The following is a 23,911-nucleotide window of genomic DNA, read 5'->3' as shown; positions in this document are numbered from 1 at the left end:
CACGAACATCGCCCCCGGGTCAATTCGCCACACATAATAACTTGCTGAGCGCTACTAGGGGCCTGACCAGCCGTTATGAGTTCGTGATCGTCGGGAACCGAGATCTCAGCGCTCAGATGGTCCGCGTCGCTGACCGCATGAAGCCCGCGTGTGTCGTCAGTCAACGATCGACCACCCTGTCAGTCCACCGACGATGGAGGCCGCCCTGGGGGCATTCCCCCAGAAGGCGGTATTCCAGCCCCGTTGCAGGGGACCGCCCGAGAGGGCTCACCATCAGTCCCGCTCTTTCGCGGTCGCAAGCCGTTGAGGATGAGCGCGACAACGAAATCGGCGGCTTCCGTCGCGGAGACGCCGTCGTCGATGGTCAGCCGCCGGTGCGCCAAGTGACCGATCACCACCGCCAGTGTGTAGGCCACCATGCGCGGCGGTGCGGCCACCACTTCTCCGCACTCCTGGGCAGCGACGATGCTGGTTTCGATGTCGTCGATGAACCGCTCGTAGACGCCGCCCAACTGCTTGTCGAATCTGCTATCCATCGCGTAGGCGTCACGGAAGAGCAGCTTGGCGGTGGCTTTGTCGGCTTCGAAGAACTCGAATGTCGCTCGCAATGTGGCCCGAAATGCTGCTTCGGCGTAGTCAAATTGGGTGCCCCTGTCGGCCAGCGCGACGCCGACATGGGCGCGGAGGGCCAACTCCTCGGCGGTTATCAAGGCCTGGAACAAGTCGTCCTTCGAGTCGAAGTACCAGTAGATCGACCCGTAAGCCAGCCCCGCCTCTTTGGCGATGTCGGCGATCGTGGCGGCGTGAAAGCCACGGCGCACGAAGACTTTCTTGGCCGCGGCCATAATGTCGTCACGCCGCCGAGACTTGTCCTCGTTGCTGACCGCACGGCGCCTGCGCGTGCCGGAGTCGTCCTTCAACGATCGACCAACTCATCGAGACGCGCGACGGTATCGATGAATTCGGAGACCATCTCCAGCACCACCGCGGCCGTCGGCTGCACCTTGTTCAGCGAACCTACGACCTGGCCGACGAAGTAGGTGGCCAGCTCGCGGGCCTTGGAGTCGGGCTGGTCGGCGGCGCGGTTGATGCGCACTTGCGGGTCACCGATCAGCGCGCTCTGCAGTGGCATACCGAGCGGGTCGGGACTGTCGGGCCGCTCCCACTCGTCGGTCCAGGCGGTGCGCAGCATGCGCGCGGGCTTGCCGGTCAAGGATCGCGATCGCACGGTATCCGATGACGCGGCGGCCAGGAATTTGTCTTTTACGACGGGTAACGTCTCGGCTTCCTCGGTGGTCAGCCAGACCGACCCGCACCACACGCCTTCGGCGCCCAGGGCCAGTGCCGCGGCGATCTGGCGGCCGCGGGCGATCCCGCCGGCGGCCAGCACCGGTACCGGGTCGACCGCATCAACAACTTCGGGGACCAGCACCATCGTCGACACATCGCCGGTGTGGCCGCCGGCCTCGGTGCCCTGGGCGACGATCAGATCGACACCCGCCGCGGCGTGTCGCCGCGCGTGCTGCGTGGTGCCGGCCAGCGCGGCCACCAACACGTCGTTGTCATGGGCACGGGTGACCAGGTCCGGCGGCGGCGGCCCCAAAGCGCTGGCTATCAGCCGGATCCGGTGGGCGAAGGCGACGTCGAGCAGCGGTTCGTAGCCCTTCGGGGAGATGTTGAGCTCACCGGGCGGCCGACGCTGCTCGTCGGTGGGCACCGGGATGCCGTAGCGGACGAGCAGGTCGTCGACGAACGCCCGATGTTTCTCCGGCAGCAGCTCCCGCGCCTGGCTTGTATCGATCCCGCCCCGCTCGACGCCGACATACCTAGGCGGCAACAGGAGGTCGACGCCGTACGGCTTGCCGCCGGTTTGCTGCTCGATCCAGGTCAGCTCGGTTTCCAGCCGCTGGGGGCTGTGCGCGACGGCGCCGAGGATGCCGAGCCCGCCCGCATTGGACGCGGCGGCCACGACATCACGACAGTGACTAAACGCACAAATCGGGAATTCAATCCCCAGCATCTCCGCGACTCTGGTGTGCACCCTGACCACGCTACGAATTACTGATTGACGTGTCAATCAGTAAGCATGTATACATGGACCCAATTTCAAGCTTCGTCTAATGAATTCAGCTGGCTGCAAGGTATACAACAGCGTGCCTTAAAAGGCAATCATAAAAACGTGCGAGTGCGTAAAAACACACCGCAACAGCACAATAGCTGATAGCCCGCTGAGAACTCGCTTAGGCGGGGGTAAATAAGGGGCGCTCGAGTTGACGAGGCCTCCCGGCAACATCACGATAGGTAACGATCCGGGTCACCGACCCTGATCTTGATCGTATGCCGAATACCTTCTCATAAGGCCCACTGACGTGCATAAATGCATCTACCAACGCGCGCGTCAAAATTGACGTGAGCGTAAGATCCCGCAGCACCCGAGACGGGCTCCACGCTTGACCCAGGCAGTTGGGCCGCGCACTCTGCCGTTGCTATAAGGAGGGGAAAATGACCGCCTTTGAGACGATTCCTCAGAGTGCGCCGAACCCTGATTCGGCTCGTGTTTTGCTCACCCAGAGTAATACGCCCACCACTTCGATTGCGATCATCGGGATGGCATGCCGGTTACCCGGCGGTATCGATTCTCCTGACCTGCTGTGGAAGGCGTTACTACGAGGTGACGATCTGATTACCGAAATTCCGCCGGATCGCTGGGATGCCGACGAGTATTACGACCCCGAGCCGGGGGTGCCCGGGCGGTCGGTATCGCGTTGGGGCGCATTTATCGAGGATGTCGGCGGCTTCGACTCCGAATTCTTCGGGATCAACGAGCGGGAGGCGACCGCGATCGATCCGCAGCATCGTTTGTTGCTGGAGACCTCGTGGGAAGCCATGGAGCACGCCGGTGTCAGCCCGGCCAGCATTGCTAACTCGTTGACGGGTGTGTTTGTCGGCCTGACCCACGGCGACTACCAACTGCTCGCCGCCGACGCGCACTCCGTGGAGGGCCCCTACGGTTTCACCGGCACCACCTTCAGCCTGGCGTCCGGGCGGATCGCATACGCCCTGGGCGTTCACGGTCCGGCGATGACGGTGGACTCGGCGTGCTCGTCGGGTCTGCTCGCCGTGCATATGGCATGCCGCAACCTGCACGACGGCGAAAGCGATCTCGCCCTGGCCGGTGGCGCCAGCGTGATACTGGACCCCCGCAAGTTCTCGTCGGGGTCGGCCCAGGGGATGCTCTCACCGACCGGACGGTGCCATGCCTTCGACACCACGGCGGACGGTTTCGTGCCCTCCGAGGGATGCGCGGTGGTGCTGCTCAAGCGGTTGGCCGACGCCCAACGCGACGGCGATCGCATCCTGGCCGTGATCCGCGGCAGCTCGGCCAATCAGGATGGCCGCACGGTCAACATCGCCACGCCGTCGGCCACGGCCCAAACCGCGGTCTACCGCACGGCGTTGGCCGCCGCGGGCGTAGATGCCCGCACCGTCGGCATGGTCGAGGCGCACGGGCCCGGCACGCCGGTGGGTGATCCCATCGAATACACCAGCCTCGCCAACGTTTACGGCACCCATGGTCCGTGCGCGCTGGCGTCGGTGAAGACAAATTTCGGGCATGCCCAAGCGGCCTCAGGGGCGCTGAGCCTGATCAAGACGGTTTTAGCACTGCAACATGGCGTGGTTCCGAAGAATCTGTATTTCAACCGGCTACCCGATGAAGTCGCCCGCATAGATACCCGGCTGTTCGTCCCTCAGACGACCACTCCGTGGCCCACCAACGGTTTCCACGCGCGACGAGCTGCGGTGTCGTCCTACGGGTTGTCCGGGACCAACGTCCACGCGATCCTCGAAGAAGCACCGCAACAGACGCGGCAGGACGCTGCGAACGGATCCGCAATCACCGAACCGCTGCTGTTCCCGCTGTCGTCGACCTCCGAGCAGGAACTACGCCGGACCGCTGGCCGACTCGCCGACTGGATGACCGCACACGCCGGCGACACGGCGCTGTCGGATCTGGCCTATACCCTGGCCCGTCGGCGTGGCCACCGGCCGGTGCGCACGGCGGTGATCGCTGGCAACACCGACGAGTTGGTGCAGGCGTTGCGGGAGTTGGCGGATGGTGACACACCCCACCCGCCCGCGGTCGGCCAAGACGACCGGGGACCGGTGTGGGTGTTCTCCGGACAGGGCTCGCAGTGGGCCGCGATGGGTGCGCAGCTACTGGCCACCGAACCGGTGTTCGCCGCCACCGTCGCCGAGGTGGAGCCGCTGATCGCAAGCGAAGCAGGCTTTTCGGTGACCGAGTCGATGTCTGCGCTGGAGACGGTGACCGGCATCGACCGGGTGCAGCCGACCCTGTTCGCCGTGCAGGTCGCGCTGGCAGCGACCATGAAGGCCCATGGGGTGCTTCCCGGTGCGGTCGTCGGGCATTCCCTGGGTGAGTCGGCCGCCGCCGTCGTGGCCGGAGCGCTCTCGCTGGCAGACGGTGCCCGGGTCATCTGCCGGCGGTCGCGGCTGATGTCGACCATTGCCGGCTCCGGAGCCATGGCCTCGGTGGAATTGCCTGCCCAGCAAGTGCTTTCAGAGCTAATGGCGCGCGGCGTCAACGACGTCGTGGTGGCAGTGGTGGCCTCGCCACAGTCCACGGTGATCGGTGGCGCCACCGAGACGGTTCGCGAGCTGGTGGCCGCATGGGAAGAGCGTGATGTGATGTCTCGGGAAGTGGCTGTCGACGTGGCGTCGCACTCACCGCAAGTCGATCCGATCCTCGACGACCTGATTGACGCATTGGCCGACCTGCGTCCGATGACTCCTGAGGTTCCTTACTATTCGGCGACGTTGTTCGACCCGCGGGAGCCACCGGTGTGCGATGCCGACTACTGGGCGGACAACTTGCGGCACACGGTGCGGTTTGCCGCGGCGGTGCAGGCAGCGATGGAGGACGGCTACCGGACCTTCGCGGAGCTGGCGCCACACCCGCTGCTCACTCACGCCGTCGAGCAGACCGCCCACAGTGTCGACGTGCCGGTAGCTGCACTGGCCGCGATGCGTCGCGCGCAGCACCTGCCGCACGGGATGCTCGAGTTGTTGGCAGATCTGTATTGCGCCGGCGCCACAGTCGATTTCGCAGTGCTCTACCCGAGCGGGCACCTGGTCGACGCGCCGCTGCCGACCTGGACTCACCGCCCGCTGTTGTTGAGCCGCGACGGTCACGAGTCTCCGACGCACGGCGGCTGCACGATTTCGGTGCATCCGCTGTTGGGTTCGCATGTTCGTTTGCACGAGGAGCCCGAACGCCATGCGTGGGAGGGCGAGGTAGGTACCGACGCTCTGCCGTGGCTCGGTGACCATCAAGTGCACAACGTGGCGGCTCTTCCCGGAGCTGCCTACTGCGAGATGGCGCTCGCGGCGGCTCGCACTGTGCTCGGCGAGGCATCGGAGGTCCGCGACGTCCGCTTCGAGCAGATGCTGCTGCTCGACGAGAAAACCCCCGTCGACGCCGTCGCCACGGTCGCCTCGCCGGGTGTCGTCAATTTCGTGGCCCAGACCGACGGGGACGGCGAGCATGAGCGGAGAGCCAGTGCGGTGCTACTCGCGGTGGACACATGGGAACGGCCAGCGGCGCACGACGTAGCCGCGCTGATCGCGGCGCATCCGCGCCTCATCGAGGGGGCCGAGATGCGGCGGTGGTTCGATGACCGCGGTATTCGTTACGGCCCGGCTTTCACCGGATTGGCGTCAACTCGCACCGGTGAAGAGGCGGTTTCCACCGTGCTGGCCGAGGTAGCCCTGCCCCGGTCGATCCGCTCACAGCACGACGCCTATGGCGTGCACCCGGCGCTGCTCGACGCCTGCTTCCAGTCCGTCGCCGTCCATCCCGACGTCCAAAACGCCGCTGGCGGCGGCCTGTTGTTGCCTCTGGGTGTGCGCGTGCTGCGCGCCTACGACGGCACGCGCAATGCTCGTTACTGCTACACGCGGGTGGCCACGGTCGATGCAAGCGGGGTCGAGGCCGATCTCGATGTCTTGGACGAGAACGGCGCCGTGCTGTTGACGGTGTCCGGACTGAGGCTGGGCAGCGCCATGTCTGAGGCCGCAAACCGCGACCGTGTCCTTGGTGAGCGGCTGCTGACCATCGAATGGCAGCAACGCACGTTGCCTGAGGCCGCCGATACCGAACCCGGGGCGTGGCTGCTGATCAGCACCTCGGACACCGCCGACGTAGTGGCAACCAAGTTGACCGATGCGCTGAAACTGCTTGGTGCACAACCGACAACGATGGCTTGGCCGCAGCATTCCGACCACGCCGCCAATGCCGAACTGCTTGCCGCTCACCTTGCCACCCGCGAGTTCAGTGGTGTGGTGGTCTTGACCGGACCCAAGAACGGCAATCCGGATGAGCAAGTCGCTTCGCGCGGGCGAGAGCATGTCCATCATCTGGTGCGCATCGCGCGCGAGTTGCCGGATACCCCGGGCGAGCCACCTCGTTTCTACGTCGTCACCCGCAGCACGCAGGCGGTGGTGGCCGCCGACCGGCCCGATCTCGAGCAGGCGGGCCTGCGCGGCTTGATCCGGGTGATCGGCTCCGAACATCCGCACCTGCGCACCACCCAGATCGACCTCGACGGCAACACCGACGCCGAGCAACTCGCACACCAGCTGGTGGGCGGGTCGGACGAGGACGAGACCGCGTGGCGCAACGGCCAGTGGTACACCGCCCGGTTGTTCAATACCCCATTACGGCCCGAAGAGAGGCGCACCGCCATCGTGCATCCCGAGCACGACGGGATGCGCTTGCAGATCCGCACACCCGGTGACCTGGAATCGATGGAACTAGCGGCCTTCGAACGCATTCCGCCGGGGCCAGGAGAGATCGAAGTCGCAGTGAGCGCGTCGAGCATCAATTTCGCCGACGTGCTGGTCGCCTTCGGGCGCTACCCCAGCTTCGAGGGCCGCCTGCCGCAGACGGGCACCGACTTCGCCGGTGTGATCACCGCAATCGGGCCCGGCGTCAGCACACACCGGGTCGGAGACCACGTCGGTGGCATATCGCCCAACGGCTGCTGGGCCACGTTTGTCAACAGCGATGCGCACCTTGCGGTTACGCTGCCACGCGCCCTGACCGACGAGCAGGCTGCTGCGATCACCACCGCGCACGCCACCGCCTGGTACGGGCTGCATGATCTGGCCAGGATCGGTCAGGGTGACCGGGTGCTGATCCACTCGGCGACGGGCGGGGTGGGCCAGGCCGCGATCGCCATGGCCCGCAACGCCGGGGCGGAGATCTTCGCGACCGCCGGCAATGAGGAACGCCGGGAACTGTTGCGTGACATGGGCATCGAGCATGTCTACGACTCGCGCAGCATCCAGTTCGCCGAACAGGTCCGCAGCGACACCGACGGTTACGGCGTGGATATCGTCCTCAACTCCGTCACCGGCGCTGCACAGCGCGCGGGCCTGGAACTGCTGGCCTTCGGCGGGCGCTTCATCGAGATCGGCAAACGCGACATCTACGGTGACAGCCGTCTGGGCCTCTTCCCGTTCCGCCGCAACCTCGCGTTCTACGCCGTCGACCTGGGTCTGATGTCCGTCAGCCATCCCGAAAAGGTCCGCAACCTGCTGGACACCGTCTACCGGCTCACCGCAGACGGTACGCTGCCGCTACCGCAAAGCACGCACTATCCGTTGGCCGACGCCGCTACCGCCATTCGGGTGATGGGCGGCGCCCGGCACAGCGGCAAGCTGGTGCTCGACATACCGCACACCGGCAGCACCCGGGCGGTGGTGCCTCCCGAGCAGGCTCGGATCTTCCGGGGCGACGGCGCCTACATCATTACCGGAGGCCTGGGCGGACTGGGCTTATTCCTCGCCGAGAAGATGGCCGCGGCCGGCTGCGGACGCATCGTGCTGACCTCACGTTCACAGCCGACACTCAAGGCGCTCGAGACCGTCGAGCTGATCCGGGCCGTTGGTGCCGACATCGCGGTGGATTGCGGCGACATCGCCGAACCCGCCACGGCCGACCGGTTGGTAAAGGTTGCGACCGCCACCGGACTTCCGGTGCGCGGGGTGCTGCACGCAGCGGCGGTGGTGGAGGACGCGACGCTAACCAACGTCACCGTCGAGCTCATCGAGCGTGACTGGGCGCCAAAGGTTTACGGTGCCTGGAATCTGCACAGCGCGACGGCAAACCAGCCGCTGGATTGGTTCTGCTCGTTTTCCTCGGCCGCCGCACTGGTCGGCTCACCCGGGCAGGCCGCCTACGCGGCAGCCAACAGCTGGCTGGATGGGTTCACCCACTGGCGGCGCGCCCGGGGTCTTCCGGCCACTGCGATTGCCTGGGGAGCCTGGGCAGAGATCGGTCGAGCCACCGCGCTGGCCGAAAGCTCCGATGCCGCGATCTCACCGGACGAAGGCGCCTACGCATTCCAGGCACTACTTAGTCACGACCGCGCCTACAGTGGATACGCGCCAACGACGGGAACACCGTGGTTGACTTCCTTCGCACAGCGCAGCCGGTTCGCCGAGGCTTTTCGGGCGTCGGGGCAAAGCCCAAGGGGTGCAAGCGAATTCCTCACCGAGCTCAAAGCGTTGCCGCCCGACGAGTGGGGGGGCCTGCTTCGGCGGATGATCTCCGACCAGATCAGCCGGATCCTGCGCCGCAGCGTTGATCCCGACCGTTCGCTATCGGAGTACGGCGTTGATTCGCTGGGCAACCTCGAGCTGCGTACCCGCATCGAGACCGAGACCGGCATACGCATAACGTCCACCGACATCACCACCGTGCGGGGGTTGGCCGAGCTGATACGCGAAAGGCTGGCACCCCAAGAAGGCGCCCCGGCACCGTCGTGATGCCGGGTCGGCGCGTCCAAATGCCTACTGCACCAATAGTTTGAACGGAGGAACAAAGTGCTTGCATTGGGGAAAGTGGCCATCGGCTCGATTTGCGAGTGGGTACCCGATGAAGGCTCGGTGGTGACCTGGGACCCGTCGGCTGCAGCGCTGGAAAAAGCCAGGCAGGCGCCGGTCAGTGATGTGCCGGCCAGCCACATGCAAAGCGAACATCTTCGCACCTATTGCAGGTACGCAGACCAAGGCCTCGACATGGCGCGGTTGTGCATCGCCACATGGGAAATACCCGGTCGGTGCGACGTCCGCACCATGACCTACGTCATCAACGCACATCTGCGCCGTCACGACACCTATCGCAGCTGGTTCGAGTACACCGACGCCGACCACTTCGTCCGGCGCACCATCCCCAACCCGAACGACATCGAGTTCGTGCCGACCAGGCACGGTCAGATGACGGCGGAGGAATGGCAACGCAAGGTCCTGGCCACCCCCAACCCGCTGGACTGGGACTGCTTTCGCTTCATGCTCATTCAGCACGACGACCACTTCACCTTGTGCGTAATCGTCGATCACCTCTACATTGACGCGATGTTCATCGGGATGATGTTCACCGAAATCCACATGATGTACGCGGCGCTGGCGCGAGGCGGGGCGCCACTTCGGCTGCCGACTCCGGGAAGCTATCTCGATTTCTGCGGCCGGCAGCACGAGAAACTGTCGGCGCTCACCCTGGAGTCACCGCAAGTCCGCGCATGGCTCGAATTCCTGGAGAGCAACAACGGAACCTTGCCAGAATGCAGACTGCCACTCGGTGAATCGGCCCCCACCGACCTCATGAGCGCGACCCTGTTAGATGAGCGGCAGACCGCCGCATTCGAGTCCGCCTGTCTAGCGGCAGGTGCGCGCTTCAGCGGCGGCGTCTTCGCCTGCGCCGCTATCGCCGAGCACGAGTTGACTGGAGCGCAAACCTATTACGCGATGACAGCCACGGACACCCGTAGCAGCCCGGCGGACTTCGTGACAAACGGTTGGTACACCGGCTTCGCGCCAATCACCGTCCCGGTCACGACGAGCTTCGGCGATATGGCCCGCGCCGCTCAGGCATCGTTCGACGCCGGCAAAGACTTGGCCAGCGTGCCCTGGGGCCGAGTGCTCGAATTGGCGCCCTGGTTGAGAAGGCCGCAGGGACGCGTGCCGTTGCTGTTCTTCTTGGACGCGGGCATTCCTCCGCTGTCCGCTCTGGTCAACTCGCACCTGGATGGGTCGAACGCCAGGATCTACCACGACGGTGGGATTCCGGCTCAATTCGATATACGGGTCAATCGTTTTGAGGACGAGGCTCACGCGATCGTGATGTTCCCCAACAATCCGATCGCCCGCGAATCAGTCAGCCGCTACATAGCGACCCTGCGTTCTGTGTATCTGCGCATTGCCCAGGGCCGGGAGGCGGTGAGAGTCATTCGTGATGCCGTCGTCGCTTGAGATCACCACCGATCGACAAGGTTAGGAGCATTCCGGGGCCGGAAGTTCGTAGATGAAGATTCGGATACCTAACACGCAGGCACTGGCCGCAGCCGGGAACATCTACCAACGGCTGGGGAATCTAGTGGTGCGTCGGCCGCTGGTGGTCATCGGTTTCTGGATCGCGCTGGCGGCTGTGCTGACGCTGGCTGTGCCGCCGCTTGCCGTGGTCGCAGCACAGAAGCAACCGGCGATGCTGCCCGACGACGCCCCGGTGATGGTCACCACCCGCGAAATCGTCGACGCGTTTCACGACAAAGGCTCCGGCAACATCGTTTTGATCGTCCTCAGCGACGAGAAGGGGCTGAGCCCCGGCGACGAGAGCACCTACCGCGCCCTGGTCGGCAAGCTGCATCGGGACACGCAGGACGTGGTGGACCTGCAGGACTTCCTGACGACGAAAGAACTGCGGGAGGTATTCACCGCAAAGGACAAGAAGGCCTGGTACTTGCCCGTCAGCCTCACCGGTGACGCGGGTTCACCTCAAGGCCGGATGTCATACATAAATGTCACCGGCCTGGTCAAGAAGACTGTCGCGGGATCCACCCTGACCGCCAACATGGCCGGACCCGCGGCGACCGCCGCGGACCTGATCGCCATCAGCGAGCGGGACCTGCATGTCATCGAGATCGGGACCACGGTCTTGGTGCTTCTCATCCTGCTGGTCGTGTATCGAAATCTCATCACCATGCTGGTGCCGTTGGTCACGATCGGCATATCCCTGGCGACTGCGCAGGGTGTGTTGGCGGGCGCTGCCGAGCTGGGCCTGGGTATCTCCAGTCAGACCATAGTCTTCATGAGCGCGATAATATTCGGCGCCGGAACGGATTACGCCGTCTTCCTCATCAGCCGCTACCACGACTACGTCCGCATGCGTGTGAGCTCGGACGAAGCGGTTAAGCGGGCGTTGGCGTCCATCGGCAAGGTGATCGCCGCATCGGCGGCCACGGTGGCGGTCACGTTCTTCGCGATGATCTTCACCCGGCTGCCGGTGTTTTCCACGGTCGGCCCGGCATTGGCAATCGCGATCTTTGTGGCGTTCGTGGCAGCGGTCACCATCCTGCCGGCAATCCTGGTGCTCATCGGGCGACGAGGCTGGATCAAGCCGAGGCGCGAACTCACCACTCGTTTCTGGCGGCGCTCGGGCATACGCATCGTGCGCCGGCCCAAAGTCCATTTGGTCGCCAGTTTGGTAGTGCTCGCGATTCTGGCGAGTTGCGAGGGCTTCGCGCGCTACAACTACGACGATCGCAAGACGCTGCCGGATTCGGTCGAGAGCGCCGCCGGGTACAACACGATGAGCCGCCACTTCCCTTTGGACTCGATCATTCCGGCATACCTTTTCGTTCACTCGCCGCATGACCTCCGCAACCCGAAAGCTCTTGCCGACCTTGAGCAGATGGCTGCGCGGGTAAGTCAGCTGCCCGGCGTCGCGATGGTTCGCGGCATTACCCGACCGATGGGCCAGTCGCTGGAACAGGCCAGGTTGGCCTGGCAAGCGGGCGAGGTGGGCAACAAGCTCAACGACGCATCGCAACAGATCCACCAACGCAACGAGGACCTCGACAAACTGACCCACGGCGCCGACCAACTGGCCGATGCCCTCGGCCAGGTACGAGACCAAGTCGGCCAAGCAGTGGCCGGCACCCGTGGCTTAGTCGATGCACTTACTTTCGTGCAGAGCCTCGGCGAAGGAAAGACCTTCGACGACATCGACAAAGCCGCCAAAATGGTCACCGAGATGCATAATCTCGGTCAGTCCCTTGGCGTGAACATCGCAGACGTCAACGACACCGCCAGCTTTGCCGGTCCCATTCTCACCGCGCTCAACGCCACCCCCGTTTGCTCGATGAATCCGGATTGCGTCACGTCTCGCAACCAGTTGCAGCGCCTCGCCGACGTTCGCAACAGCGGGGCCTTGAACAACCTGTCGGATCTGGCCAAGCAGCTGCAAGCGACGCAGGGCACCGACTCCCTGGAGTCGACAGCGCGAGGCTTGCGACAAGCACTCAGCACCGCCACCAACAGCATGCGGTCACTGGCGGGCAGCGATCCCGGCGGCGTGCCGGCCAAGCTGGACAACCTCCAACACGGGGCGGAGCAACTCGCAGACGGCAGCCGTCAACTGGCCGCCGGTGTGCAGCAACTCGTCGACCAAACCAGGCACATGGGCGCCGGCCTAGGCGACGCATCCGGATACTTGCTAGCCATGAAATCCGGCGCATCGTCCCCGACGATGGGCGGATTCTTCATTCCGCCACAGATTCTGACCCAAGACGACTTCAAGAAAGCCGCCGGCATATTCATCTCCCCCGACGGCCACTCGGCACGATACCTGGTGCAAACCAAGCTGAATCCGTTCAGCGTGGCAGCCATGGATCAGGTCAATGCGATCACCGATACCGCGCATCAGGCCCAACCGAATACCACGCTGGCGGATGCCAAGATATCGCTGGCCGGCATTTCCGTCGGACTTCGGGACACGCGCGACTATTACAACCGAGACTTCGAGTTCATCGTCATCGCGACCATCCTCATCGTGTTCATGATCCTGGTCATGCTGCTGCGGGCGGTTGTTGCGCCGTTGTATTTGATCCTGTCCGTGGTAATTTCGTACTTGTCGGCGCTGGGCATCGGCGTCATCACTTTTCAATTCATCTTCGGTCAAGAACTGCACTGGAGTGTGCCAGGGCTGACTTTCATCATCCTTGTGGCGGTGGGTGCCGACTACAACCTGCTGCTCATCTCCAGGATCCGTGACGAGTCGCCGCATGGCGTCCGGTTCGGCGTCATCCGCACGGTAAGTTCGACCGGCGGAGTCATCACCGCAGCGGGTCTGATTTTCGCCGCTTCGATGTTCGGACTGCTGTTCGCCACCATCAGCATGATGGTCCAGGCAGGTTTCGTCCTCGGCATGGGCATCTTGCTTGACACGTTCCTGGTGCGCACCATTACGGTGCCCGCAATTGCAGCGATGGTCGGCCGAGCGAACTGGTGGCCGTCGCGGTTCCGTCCGCAGCGGCATGCACCAGTTCGTCGGGCCGCGCCGGCAACCGCAACCCAGGGCCCGGAGAGCGAAACACCAAGCGCAAGCGAACAACTCAGCCTGGACCTGCCGTCGAGCGTTGTCCAGCAGCACGGTCCTGTCGCCGGCCAAAGCCACGAACCCCTCCCCGACCAAGCGCCGCTGAATGCTCAGTCGATACCGGGATCGACGAGCCACCGCCTGAAAATCAATTCGCTAGGCGGGCGTGAGCAGATCCGCGTCGCCCTGCCGCCGAGCGCCGACCACAGGCACCGTAAACACGCTCAGCGAAACTACGAACACCTTGGGCACCAGCTTCCACCGCAGGTCCGTACTGATTGCCTGCCAGAGGAGCACACCACGACCACCCTGGAAAACACACTCGACGGCCAGATGCCCGCCAACGGCGAACAACCAGTCGGAGAACATGAAATGCCTTCATGTAAAGGCTGGAACTGCCTGGGCCCGTCGCCCTTAGAGTGTGTGTCAAAAGTTAGATGTGCCCGCGCAGACCGTCAGCTGATTGTTCAATCTGGCGCGAGTAATAACGATGAGTGACACAAGTTCTATGCGACAAACGTTGTCGGTAAGATCGCGTTTCTATTCGCAACCGTGCCCTCTCGGGATACGAAGCCTTCCACAGCGTGTGGTGGCAATGCCGGTGCGCTGCTTATGAAATTCGCCCTGGCAGTACACGGAACTCGCGGCGATGTGGAGCCCTGCGCCGCAGTCGGTCTCGAGCTGCAGCGCCGAGGTCACGAAGTGTGCGCTGCCGTTCCGCCCGACATGCTCGGCTTCGTCGAGTCGGCTGGGCTTACTCCGGTCTGCTACGGGCCGGATGCGCAGGCGATGCACGAGGAGGACTTCGTGCACAACTTCTGGAACATCACGACTCCGATCAAAGTGGTGCGCGTGGGTAAGGACTACCTCAGCCAGGTCTGGGCGGACATGGGCACGACGCTGGCGTCGCTGGCGGACGGCGCCGATCTGCTGCTGACGGGAATGATCCAGCAGGGACTGGCTGTGAACGTCGCGGAGTTCTATGGGATTCCGTTGGCGGCGCTGCACAGCTTCCCGGTGCGGGTTAACGGCCGGCTACTCCCGATGGTGCCACCCCCGGTGACCCGCTCCGCCGTTTCAGCGCTCTGGTGGCTGCATTGGCGCATGACGAAGGCTGCCGAGGACGCCCAACGCCGCGAACTGGGCTTGCCGCCCATCACCACACCGTCGACGCGACGGATCACCGAGCGCGAATCGCTGGATATTCAGGCCTATGACGAACTCTGCTTTCCCGGGCTGGCAGACGACTGGGCGAAATGCGCTGGCCTGCGGCCCTTCGTCGGTGCGCTCACGATGGAGCTGCCAACGGATGCCGACGACGAGGTCGCTTCGTGGATTGCCGCCGGAACGCCGCCGATTTACTTCGGCTTCGGCAGCATGCCGGTGCACGCACTGGCCGAGACGGTTGCGATGATCAGCGGTGCCTGCTCGCGACTGGGCGAGCGCGCCTTGATCTGCACCAGCGCAAACGATGGCACCGGCATCCCAGATCGTGGCCACGTCAAGCTGGTCCGTGCCGTCAACCACGCGGCCGTCCTCCCGTCCTGCCGCGCAGTCGTTCACCACGGCGGTGCAGGAACCACGGCCGCCGGCATGCGAGCGGGCGTCCCGACACTGATTCTGTGGGTCACCGCAGACCAGCCGATCTGGGCAGCTCAGGTTAGAAGACTGAAAGTCGGTTCTGCCCGGCGCTTCTCGGCCACCACACAGGAATCACTGGCCTGCGACCTGCTTACCATCCTCACGCCAGAATATGTCGGCAGGGCCCGCGAAATTGCCACCCGGATGACCAAACCCGAGGCAAGCGTGGCCACCGCTGCTGATCTTCTGGAAGAGACCGCCGGCCGGAGGGGGGCTTCCTGATGGGCACCGTGCTCGTGCTAGCGCTGATGATGGCGACCGATCCGGTGCGTCTCGGCGTCACCCTGCTTCTGATCTCCCGACCACGACCCATTCTTAACCTGCTTGCATACTGGCTCGGCGCCATGTTGGTAGGCGTTACCGCCGCCGTAGTGGTGCTGACGATGATGCGTGACTTCGCGCCAACGCTTCTGCAGAACTTGAGCTCTCTTGCTGCAACTCCCGTAGTCCGGCACGCCCAGATCGCCTTTGGTGTGCTGGCACTACTTCTCGCCGCGCTGACTACAGCGGGCTTGCCGGCGCGACAGCGGCTTCGGGTGCCCGTGTCGGTAGGTGGCGATCCGTCGGCATTGTTGCTGCAGCCGAGCACGCCGCCCGGAATCTCGCAACTGCTGGGCCGCGCGCGGCGCGTGCTAGGAGGGGAGTCTTTGTGGGTGGCGCTTGCGGCCGGCATCGGAACAGGTCCCGCACCCCTCGAATACCTCGTCGCGCTCACCGCCATCCTGGCCATGGGAGGCGCAATTGGCACGCAGATCAGTGCCGCCGTCGTATTCAATGTCGTAATGCTTGCGGTTTGCGAGATTACGCTCGTCAGTTATCTTGCGACGCCGACGAGAACGCTGGCGATCATTGACCAGCTGAACAGCTGGGTGCGGACTCATCGTCGGCGAATCCTCTCACTCATGATCGGTGTGGCGGGAGTCTGCTTGGTGGTCACCGGCAGCGGCTGAGGCCCAAACATTCAAGCGGCGAACTGACCGCGCCAATACGGCTTCCAGAGTAAGCCCGAAACCTAGAGAGTGAGTCATGCAGGCACAAGCGCTAATTGACGAAATCCGCCGGGAACGAACTGTCACTGCCGAAGACGGGAAAACGTATCCGATTCACAAACACGGCATCGATGTCGCCGAAGGTAGTTTCCTAACAGAGTTTATCGCCGGCCGTCCGAACGTCATACGAACGCTCGAGGTCGGCTGCGCCTACGGCTTGTCGTCTCTTCATATCGCGAGCGCACTTGCTGGACGCCCAGGTGCGCATCACGTGATCGTCGACCCGGACGAAAGCACCGCCTGGAGCGGGGTTGGGGTGACCAACCTCGACCGCGCAGGCATCGACTTCTACGAACTTCGTGAAGAACCATCGGAGATCGCCCTACCCCAACTGCTGAAGGAGGGCGCCGAATTCGATCTGGCGTTCATTGACGGCTGGCACACCTTCGACCAAACGCTGATCGACATGTACTACGCCAACAGGCTGGTCAAGGTGGGGGGATACATCATCATCGATGATGCAAACTGGATCAGCGTGTCGAAGGCCATATCGTACTTCGCGAAGTACCCCTGCTACCGGATCGTCGCAGGCGCCGCCGGCCCGGTCACGAGAGTAGTGAATGTGCTCTGGAGACTTGGCAAGCCGTTTGCGGAGTTGCTGTTTCCACGCTGGCTATACGACTACTTCTACGGGCTTGGAAAGTATCCGTCGATGGTGGCACTCCAGAAGGTGACAGAAGACAACCGTAACTGGAAGTGGTTCCGCTCGTTCTGATTCAACGATGTCTGCGTAACCGTCGGCCGCATTAGGCGACACTAACTCGTAAACCCAACGCCCGGGCGAATACCTGTCGAGCCTAGACGGCGGCGCAACCCTGTCAGTAGCGGATCGTCACGGGCGACTACATCCGGACGTTCCGCAACCAACGATGCGTGCACAGCGTGACGCTGTTTCCTAACGGTACTAGCCCGGTAGATGTGTCAGCGCTTTCCAGAAGGGCAAAATTATCGATTGGTAGCGGTCATGGGACACACTGTGGGCCAGGGCTCGCATTGGAATCCTGGTCAAACGATCCGACAACGGCATCAGTGACCGCAGCTTATGAATCACTTCATCGTTGGGAAATTGAACACTATCGTCGCCGATCTTCACGCCGACAAAGTAAAGATCGAAGTGCGTCGGCAGATACCAGAACCGCCACCGGCTGAACATCGAAGCCAACGGCACCGGCTCAAAGTCAGCGGCAGTCAAGTTGCGGTAGTAATCCAACCCTCGTGACTGGGTGCCCGGAGAGTCAGCCCGGTCCGTGCGCGATGTTCCGTGCTCGGGGCGCCCAAGAGAAGCGCAACTGAAGGCCAACAGCCCGCCCGGCCGCGTCATACGGGCCATGTTCTCAAACGTCTCGCGCCAGTGCGGGTCGTGCTCAAAGCATTCACCCGAGATGGTGATGTCGTAGCTGCCGTCAGGATGGTCGACCTCGTGACCAAATGCCACCAAGTCGACGCCTGGCCCTTCGCTGAGGTCCACACCGACGTAGCTGGCAGCAGTCCCGAATAGTCCGCGGATGCTTCCGTTTACGTCGCAGGAACCGATCTCCAAAACCTTCGCACCAGCTACGAGGGAGCGGTTTGCGTCGACGACGGCCGCGAAGAAGCCGAGCTGTTCCGGGTGACTCACTGGCCGGATGTTATTGCATTCGCACGGGACAAGCACGGGTTTCCGCCGGACCGTTGCTCCGCGCTCGGTGCTGGCGAGTGAGGTGCTAACGGTCGGTCAGGAAACGATACAACCCGTGCTTGCGTATCAGATACTGCGTCGCTTCGTGCGCCCACTTGCTTCGGTTCTTCCCTCTGACATCGATGTGTTGGTGAACGACTTGGATGCTTGGATCGAACTGCGTCTTAATGCCCCGCTTTTCCAACCGTATCGCCAAGTCTTGAACCTCGTGATGCCGCAATTTCGAGTCGTAGCCGCCAACCGATCGGAATGTGCCGGCGAGGACCAGCATATTGCCTTCGTGAACCCAATAAGCCGGCGCCGGCGCGGGAGGCTCGAGTACGTTGGGCCAGCCAGTCATAGTCGGAGCGGCCGCCCGATGCACAGCGCGGGCCAGCCGTGGCTTGTCCCTGAGGCGGTCGATCAACCGCGGACCGTTTGACGTGAAATTCCCCCAGAGCGAGAACACAGCACCGTAATTACAGTACTCCTGACCACCGTCTAAGCGGGTGACCAGCCCGCCGACCACGCCGACTCCGCGGTCTGCATATCGATCAATGACTTGCCTTGCGACAGCGGGTGTTTCAGCCGTTTTCAAGTCCATGTCGGCGTCGATGAAGTGAATAATTGCCTCGTCGCCGACTTGATCGATTATTTGATTACGGTTAGCACCGGCACCCCGGTTCTCGGGGCTCCGCACCACTTTTACATCGCCGCCATACTCACCAACCACATCCACGCTGTGGTCGGTGGAGGCGTCGTCGAGTACGAAAACGCCGTCGTAGCGCTGCGCCAAGACTTGTGGGATCAAGTTACGAAGATTCTCGGCCATATTGAAGTTCGGTATGGCCGCGACGACCGGTAACCGTTTAACCATGGCACTCGCTATCTAAGACGAAGCAGTGAGAGATGCTCCGCTATCAAGGCTACGGGCTGACGGAACTCAGGATCGTCTCGGCCGCTGTGGCGACGACGTCGGTTTCCATATTGGCTAGCAATATGCCGAGCCCCAAGTCGGCCGCGACTGGCAAGCCGATGGCGTTGATCGGGTCGGAGAGGTTGTCCAGGAAAAGGCTGGCATCGTATGCCGGCAGGGTGGTCAAAAGGGCATTCGCGATATCTGCGGTCGGCAGCAAGGTGCCATACGCGGTTGAGAGATCACTCGAGAGCGTGTTCGAGAACCCGGTGAGCAGCAGTGCGGGGTCACTGGCGAAGTTCGCCAGTGCGGTCGAGAGGTCGGGCAACGCGCTCGTTGTTCCCGACGACGAATCCATTAGTGAGGTCAGAGAGTTAAGAGAAAGGTCCACGGGGTTCGGCCCACTGCCGGTGAAATCGCCGATGAAGTTTTCGATGCCCTGCTCGGCCCCACTGACCAGAAGACCGGGCATCATCTCGATATCACTGAGGCTTGGGAACAAGCCGAACGGCGTCGCCACATTCGCCGCATCGGTCGAATAGCCATATAGCGGGTCGCCGTAGCCCAGGTTCACCAGGTACGTCAAGTCGGGCTGCAACAGGTCGGCCAATGGGTTGCCGATGAGCGGAATGCCACGGACCGGGTCCAGCAGCGGCAAGTCGTTGACAGGGATCAGGTAGTAGGTGGTGTCGGTGGCTCCCGAGGTGGGCAGCTGGATCGCCGTCGCAACCTCTGCCGGCGTCAGGTCGAGATACTGGCCGTGGACAACATTAATACCCTCAACAGCGTTCAAGTCAGACAAGATATCTAGCGGGTACCGCGGGAAGTCGGCGTAGCCGTCATATTCGAGCGTGTAAATGGTGGTCGGGAAGTCATCGGCTGGCGTCGCGCCGTAGAAGTCGAGCCCCAGGCTCGGGAGAGTCAGGCCGTCGAAGCGCTCGAAGATTCCACCGTTGGGATTCATCAAATCACCAATCAGCACGAAAGATGCTGGAGCCAACGGATCCGTTGCCTCAAGCTGCTCCATTTCCAGTGAGGCGATAACGGCGCTTTGCGAGGCGCCGAAAATGTCGACCGGGTCGCCGGCGCTGAGGCTCGGAGCGATCGTCTCATTCAAGACCGTCAGTCCCTCGGCCACCGAGGTATCGAGAGGCAATTGGTTAACGCCAGTGATCGGATAGAACTGCTCGGGTGTCGTTAACGCGTTGGGGTCGACATCCGGGAACGTCGGCTGCCCCGGGAAAAGTGCTGTCGAAGGGAAGTAGAGCGATTGCAATTCATCGATGAGCTCCGTCGAAGGTGTCGGCAAGCCGCTGCCGCCCATCACTTCAAACGGCACCACCGGGTCGGTATCGACCGGCGCCCCATACGCAAAGGCCGAATTCATGATCGAAGTAAGTGACAATAGACCTGCACCGCCACTGGCTAACAGCGCGAAAGCCAGCCATCGGAAGTTACGGCCAGTCATCGTGACCCCCCGGAAGGTCGTACCCTCAACGTCGAAACCTAGGCTATACCAGACGATTAGCTGCGGCACGGCAGCGTGCTACACACTTTTACGCTTCCGGGGGCAAGGCGTCTAAGAGTCTCACCAGCCGGCGCACGTTGATCATTGAAACTCAGCAGCCAGGGACAACCGGCTCGACAGCTGAGTGTGATCGCTCCGCAAACTGGTACGCCGCATAGGTCTTGCTCGCATCCGCTTTGCCGAACATCGGCTGCACCCACGACCCCCGCGGGAATTGCTTACGCCACTTACGACCATGCAGTTTCCGTAAGCCACGCACCTTTTCAAAGTTGGCTTGCCACTCGTAACGCCGTCTGCCGAAGTGGGCATTGGCGGTCTTGTGTCCGAAGTGGTTGAGATAGGCCATCTCGGTTATATACAAGCCGTACCCCGCTTTCCGGGCACGCAACGCCAGGTCGAGGTCGATCCCCCATCCGTATCGCCGAAAGGACTGTAAGTCCAGTCCGCCGATGGTCTGCCAGCATTCGCGCGACAGCACAAGCGCCGTCCCCTCTACGGCCGGCACTGCCCGATATCGCGGTTGGGGAGCGTAGTCTGCTGCGTCCGGTTTCTCGTCAGCTTCCGCAGATGGGAATCCATGATCGATTGCCGGGCCGACGATTCCGACGTCGGCGGGTAGGCGCGGGTCGATCAGAGCGTCGACGAATCCCCTCGAAATGCGGGTGTCGTTGTTGAGCGTCATCGCGTGGGAGTAGCCCTCCGAGAACGCGATTCGGAACCCGAGATCGCTGCCCCCCGCCCAGCCGAGGTTCTCTCCGGGTTTCAGAACCCGTTCTTTGCTGACCGCGGAATAGTCTCCTCTGTTGTCAACGATAAGATAGTCGGCCCCCTCACGCTCCAAGTCGTGCACGAGAGCATACGTATACTCATGCTGGCCATACACTGGAACCGTAATCAGCAGGGGCACAAGCTGATTGTACATCGACATTCTGATACCCGCAGGCTATCTCGGGATGAGTCAACGTGCGGAGAGCAGCCCGTTGTCGCCGGCGTGGCCAGGTGGTTTTGGCGGCAATGGCCGTTGCCAGGGCCTAATGAAACCACTGACTGGATTCGCCCGCCCGACCGCCCCGCATGTTGGTGACATCGAGACAGACTGCTGCTAGCGGTTTGGTTTTGACCCGAAACCGTCTACGGGACTGACGTTGTAAGGCCGGGGCGGACCCCTTTCCCCCTGATCCGAGCTTTTAGTCCCATCGCAGGCTTCTCGACCAAAAACCAGCTCATTGCGGCGAACGGCAAAGTGGCGACGGCCGCAATAATCGTGAACACGATCGGGTTTAAGATGCCAAGCCCGCAGATGACAAGCAGCTGCTGGATCGGGCACGCGTAGATATAAACACCGTAAGAAAGATCGTTACGCAGTCTGAACCGCTCGTTGTGGATGAGGGCACCCGAAACGATGACGGCGTAAGCAAGCGGAATGGCAGCAACCAAGCGGTAGTCCGGCAGCAGGGTGGCCACTAACACGACGGCCACGCTCACCGCGACGAGCGACCATCGTGCGGGAATCAAGTCCCGAAACTGATGTAGGAGCGCGCCGGCCAGAAACATGACAGCGAAGCGCGCACCGTTCTGCGCGACGGTCGGTACTCCGTCGAGTGTGTATGAAGCCAGCGCCGCCCAAGTGAGGGCCAATGCCATGGCCGTCGGAAGAAACCACCGGCGACCGAGGAGCCCGACTACGCCGAGACCAGCAACAGCGATATAGCAGAGCACCTCGTATTGGAGCGTCCAGAGCGAACCGTTCCACATACCCGGATCTGGGATCCCGCGCGGTGTTCCCCCGATATCAACTTGGAAAATCCAGATTGCGCTGTTTTTGACGACGTATCCGATTGGTGCGGTGGACAGCAACAGCCTGGCGGCAGAACCACCCTGAATCGCCACACCGATCGGAGCTATGGCGAACGCGGTGATGGCCAGGCAGACCCATAACCCGGGGACGATGCGAAGACCCCGAGCGGCGAAGTATGCGCCGAGCCTCGGCCTGCTCAGCCAACTCGACGTAATGAGAAATCCTGAGACCGCAAAGAACCCGTCGACCCACGCCTGGCTGAAAAGCTGGTGAACCGCGAACGGCAAGTGGCGACCCGTGAGCGGGAAGCTGTGCCACAGGATCACCCCCGTCGCCAGCGCCAATCGGAAAGAGTTCAGCGCGTTCGCTCGAGGGTCGAATGCCTGCCCGAGTGTCTCACGGCGTCGCCTGCCGAGTTGCGGGTCAACGTCTGACAACGTCGTTGACCCGCTGGGGACTTCGGGGTTCCCACTCATGCCAGGTGATCCCTAGGCATCCAGGCGCGCGAACTGACGCTGCTGGTATTGCTCGACACAGGCCCTTCGCCTGACCTTGCCGCTCGTGGTGATCGGAATCGACCCCGGTGATACCAGAACAAGGTCCGCGACGCTCAGACCATGCGAGGTTGAGATCGCCGAGGTGACTTCGTTCTTGACGCCGGCGAGCTTGTCCAGCACTTCCTCGCGGGCCTCCCCCCGATTCTTGAGTTCGGCGATGGCGACCAGCTTCTCGGTGCCGTCCTCTGGAACCGCTATCGCCACACAGCGGCCCCGCGTGATCTCCTGAATCGTCGCCTCGATGTCGTCGGGAGAGTGATTGCGGCCGTAGACAATCAAGAGATCCTTGATGCGGCCAATGATGAACAATTCGCCTTCGGAGAAAAAACCCAGGTCTCCGGTTCTCAACCACGGCCCCTCGGGCATCCCGGTCGACGGGCTCGCCAGCTTTCCACCGAACGTGTGCTGTGTCTGTTCTGGTTTGCGCCAGTAGCCGGCGGCGACGTTGTCGCCGTGTGCCCAGATCTCACCGACCGTTTCCGCCGGGCACTCGATGCAGGTATTGGGGTCGACGATCCGCAGGATCGGTGAGTGCGGCACGCCGTAGCTGACAAGCGGTGTGCCATCTGAGCTTTCGCACCGCTTGGCCTGGCCGTCGGCCAATTTCTCGGATTCGAAATGAACGATGTGCGGTGGTTCACCAGGTTTGCGGGTCGCCAGATACACCGTCGCTTCGGCCATTCCGTAGGAGGGGCGCAGCGCCGTGCCGGGAAGATTGTGGCGGGCGAACCGCTCGGTGAAGCGCTTGAGCGTTGCGGGTTGCACTCGCTCGCTACCGTTGAGAATGTGCAGCACGTTCCCGAGGTCGAGCCCGGCCATGTCTTCGTCTGATGTTTTCCGCGCCGCCAGTTCGAAGGCAAAGTTCGGCGCTGCCGAGAAGACGTGGCTGTTAGTCGCCATCATCTGCATCCACCGTGCCGGCCGCGCCAGGAACGACACAGGACTGGTCACGACGGCATGCAGACCTCCCAGAAGCGGTACGCAGATTCCGAGCAGCAGACCCATATCGTGGTAGAAGGGCAGCCACGACACAAAAGTGGTGTCAGGCGGAGCCACCTTGCCGTTCTCGGAAAAATAGTCAGACATGATCTGCTCGAAATTGGCCAGCAGGCTCCGGTAGTTGACCATGACCCCGGCGGGCGAGCGGGTCGATCCAGACGTGTACTGCAAATACGCGGTGTCGGCGCGGCTGTCGTTTCCGGCCCTGGACCCGCTCCGAGCGTCCAGGTCCAACAGGTCAACTTCCACCACAGCCGGCGCAGGTCCGTCGGGCCGCGACTTGACGTATTCGGCGACGTTGCCCGCCACC

Annotated in this window: 14 protein-coding genes; 6 read left to right on the top strand and 8 right to left on the bottom strand. The window is 62.8% G+C overall.

Annotated features, from left to right (window positions below; genetic code table 11):
- Positions 1–179 precede the first annotated feature (179 nt).
- Together WAN71_RS18270 and WAN71_RS18265 are read right to left on the bottom strand one after the other, a co-directional pair.
- Positions 180–920, bottom strand: coding sequence for a TetR/AcrR family transcriptional regulator (locus WAN71_RS18270; protein WP_422226687.1), 741 nt, complete (start codon positions 918–920; stop codon positions 180–182).
- Complete coding sequence (locus WAN71_RS18265; protein ID WP_422226686.1) at positions 917–2,041, bottom strand: NAD(P)H-dependent flavin oxidoreductase; 1,125 nt, start codon at positions 2,039–2,041, stop codon at positions 917–919. Before WAN71_RS18265 ends, WAN71_RS18270 begins: the two co-directional genes overlap by 4 nt.
- A 461-nt stretch (positions 2,042–2,502) precedes the next feature.
- Here WAN71_RS18265 and pks2 point away from each other — a divergent pair, with 461 nt between their 5' ends.
- From pks2 to WAN71_RS18235, 6 genes are all read left to right on the top strand, one after another.
- Positions 2,503–8,850, top strand: a complete 6,348-nt coding sequence (gene pks2 / locus WAN71_RS18260; protein ID WP_422226685.1) for a sulfolipid-1 biosynthesis phthioceranic/hydroxyphthioceranic acid synthase — start codon at positions 2,503–2,505, stop codon at positions 8,848–8,850.
- 57 nt (positions 8,851–8,907) lie between these two features.
- Positions 8,908–10,332, top strand: coding sequence for a condensation domain-containing protein (locus tag WAN71_RS18255; RefSeq protein ID WP_422226684.1), 1,425 nt, complete (start codon positions 8,908–8,910; stop codon positions 10,330–10,332).
- A gap of 52 nt (positions 10,333–10,384) precedes the next feature.
- On the top strand, positions 10,385–13,954 hold the full coding sequence (locus tag WAN71_RS18250) for an RND family transporter (protein ID WP_422226683.1): 3,570 nt from the start codon (positions 10,385–10,387) through the stop codon (positions 13,952–13,954).
- Between the two features lie 114 nt (positions 13,955–14,068).
- Positions 14,069–15,319, top strand: coding sequence for a glycosyltransferase (locus tag WAN71_RS18245; RefSeq protein ID WP_422226682.1), 1,251 nt, complete (start codon positions 14,069–14,071; stop codon positions 15,317–15,319).
- Entirely contained in the window at positions 15,319–16,047 is a 729-nt protein-coding gene (locus tag WAN71_RS18240; protein ID WP_422226681.1) for a GAP family protein, read from the top strand. Before WAN71_RS18245 ends, WAN71_RS18240 begins: the two co-directional genes overlap by 1 nt.
- Positions 16,048–16,123: 76 nt before the next feature.
- On the top strand, positions 16,124–16,861 hold the full coding sequence (locus tag WAN71_RS18235) for an O-methyltransferase (protein ID WP_422226680.1): 738 nt from the start codon (positions 16,124–16,126) through the stop codon (positions 16,859–16,861).
- Between the two features lie 189 nt (positions 16,862–17,050).
- Here the strand turns inward: WAN71_RS18235 and WAN71_RS18230 are convergent, their stop codons facing one another.
- From WAN71_RS18230 to WAN71_RS18205, 6 genes are all read right to left on the bottom strand, one after another.
- Positions 17,051–17,764, bottom strand: a complete 714-nt coding sequence (locus WAN71_RS18230) for a class I SAM-dependent methyltransferase (protein WP_422226679.1) — start codon at positions 17,762–17,764, stop codon at positions 17,051–17,053.
- A gap of 85 nt (positions 17,765–17,849) precedes the next feature.
- Positions 17,850–18,680 (bottom strand): glycosyltransferase family 2 protein, encoded by an 831-nt coding sequence (locus tag WAN71_RS18225; protein WP_422226678.1) that lies wholly within the window; start codon positions 18,678–18,680, stop codon positions 17,850–17,852.
- Positions 18,681–18,729: 49 nt separating this feature from the next.
- Positions 18,730–20,256, bottom strand: coding sequence for a PE-PPE domain-containing protein (locus tag WAN71_RS18220; protein ID WP_422226677.1), 1,527 nt, complete (start codon positions 20,254–20,256; stop codon positions 18,730–18,732).
- Between the two features lie 82 nt (positions 20,257–20,338).
- The gene (locus WAN71_RS18215; RefSeq protein WP_422226676.1) at positions 20,339–21,169 is read right to left on the bottom strand and encodes a glycosyltransferase family 2 protein; all 831 of its coding nucleotides are present in this window, start codon (positions 21,167–21,169) and stop codon (positions 20,339–20,341) included.
- 209 nt (positions 21,170–21,378) lie between these two features.
- Positions 21,379–22,521 carry an acyltransferase family protein gene (locus WAN71_RS18210; protein ID WP_422226675.1) on the bottom strand — a complete coding sequence of 381 codons (1,143 nt, stop codon included), beginning with the start codon at positions 22,519–22,521 and terminating at the stop codon, positions 21,379–21,381.
- A 12-nt stretch (positions 22,522–22,533) separates the two neighbouring features.
- On the bottom strand, positions 22,534–23,911 hold a 1,378-nt coding region (locus WAN71_RS18205), incomplete at its 5' end, for an AMP-binding protein (protein WP_422226674.1).

This window comes from Mycobacterium sp. (assembly GCF_049280035.1).
Lineage (GTDB): Bacteria > Actinomycetota > Actinomycetes > Mycobacteriales > Mycobacteriaceae > Mycobacterium.
Note: the sequence above shows the minus strand (reverse complement) of the source record. Positions and strands in the feature narration are given on the sequence as shown.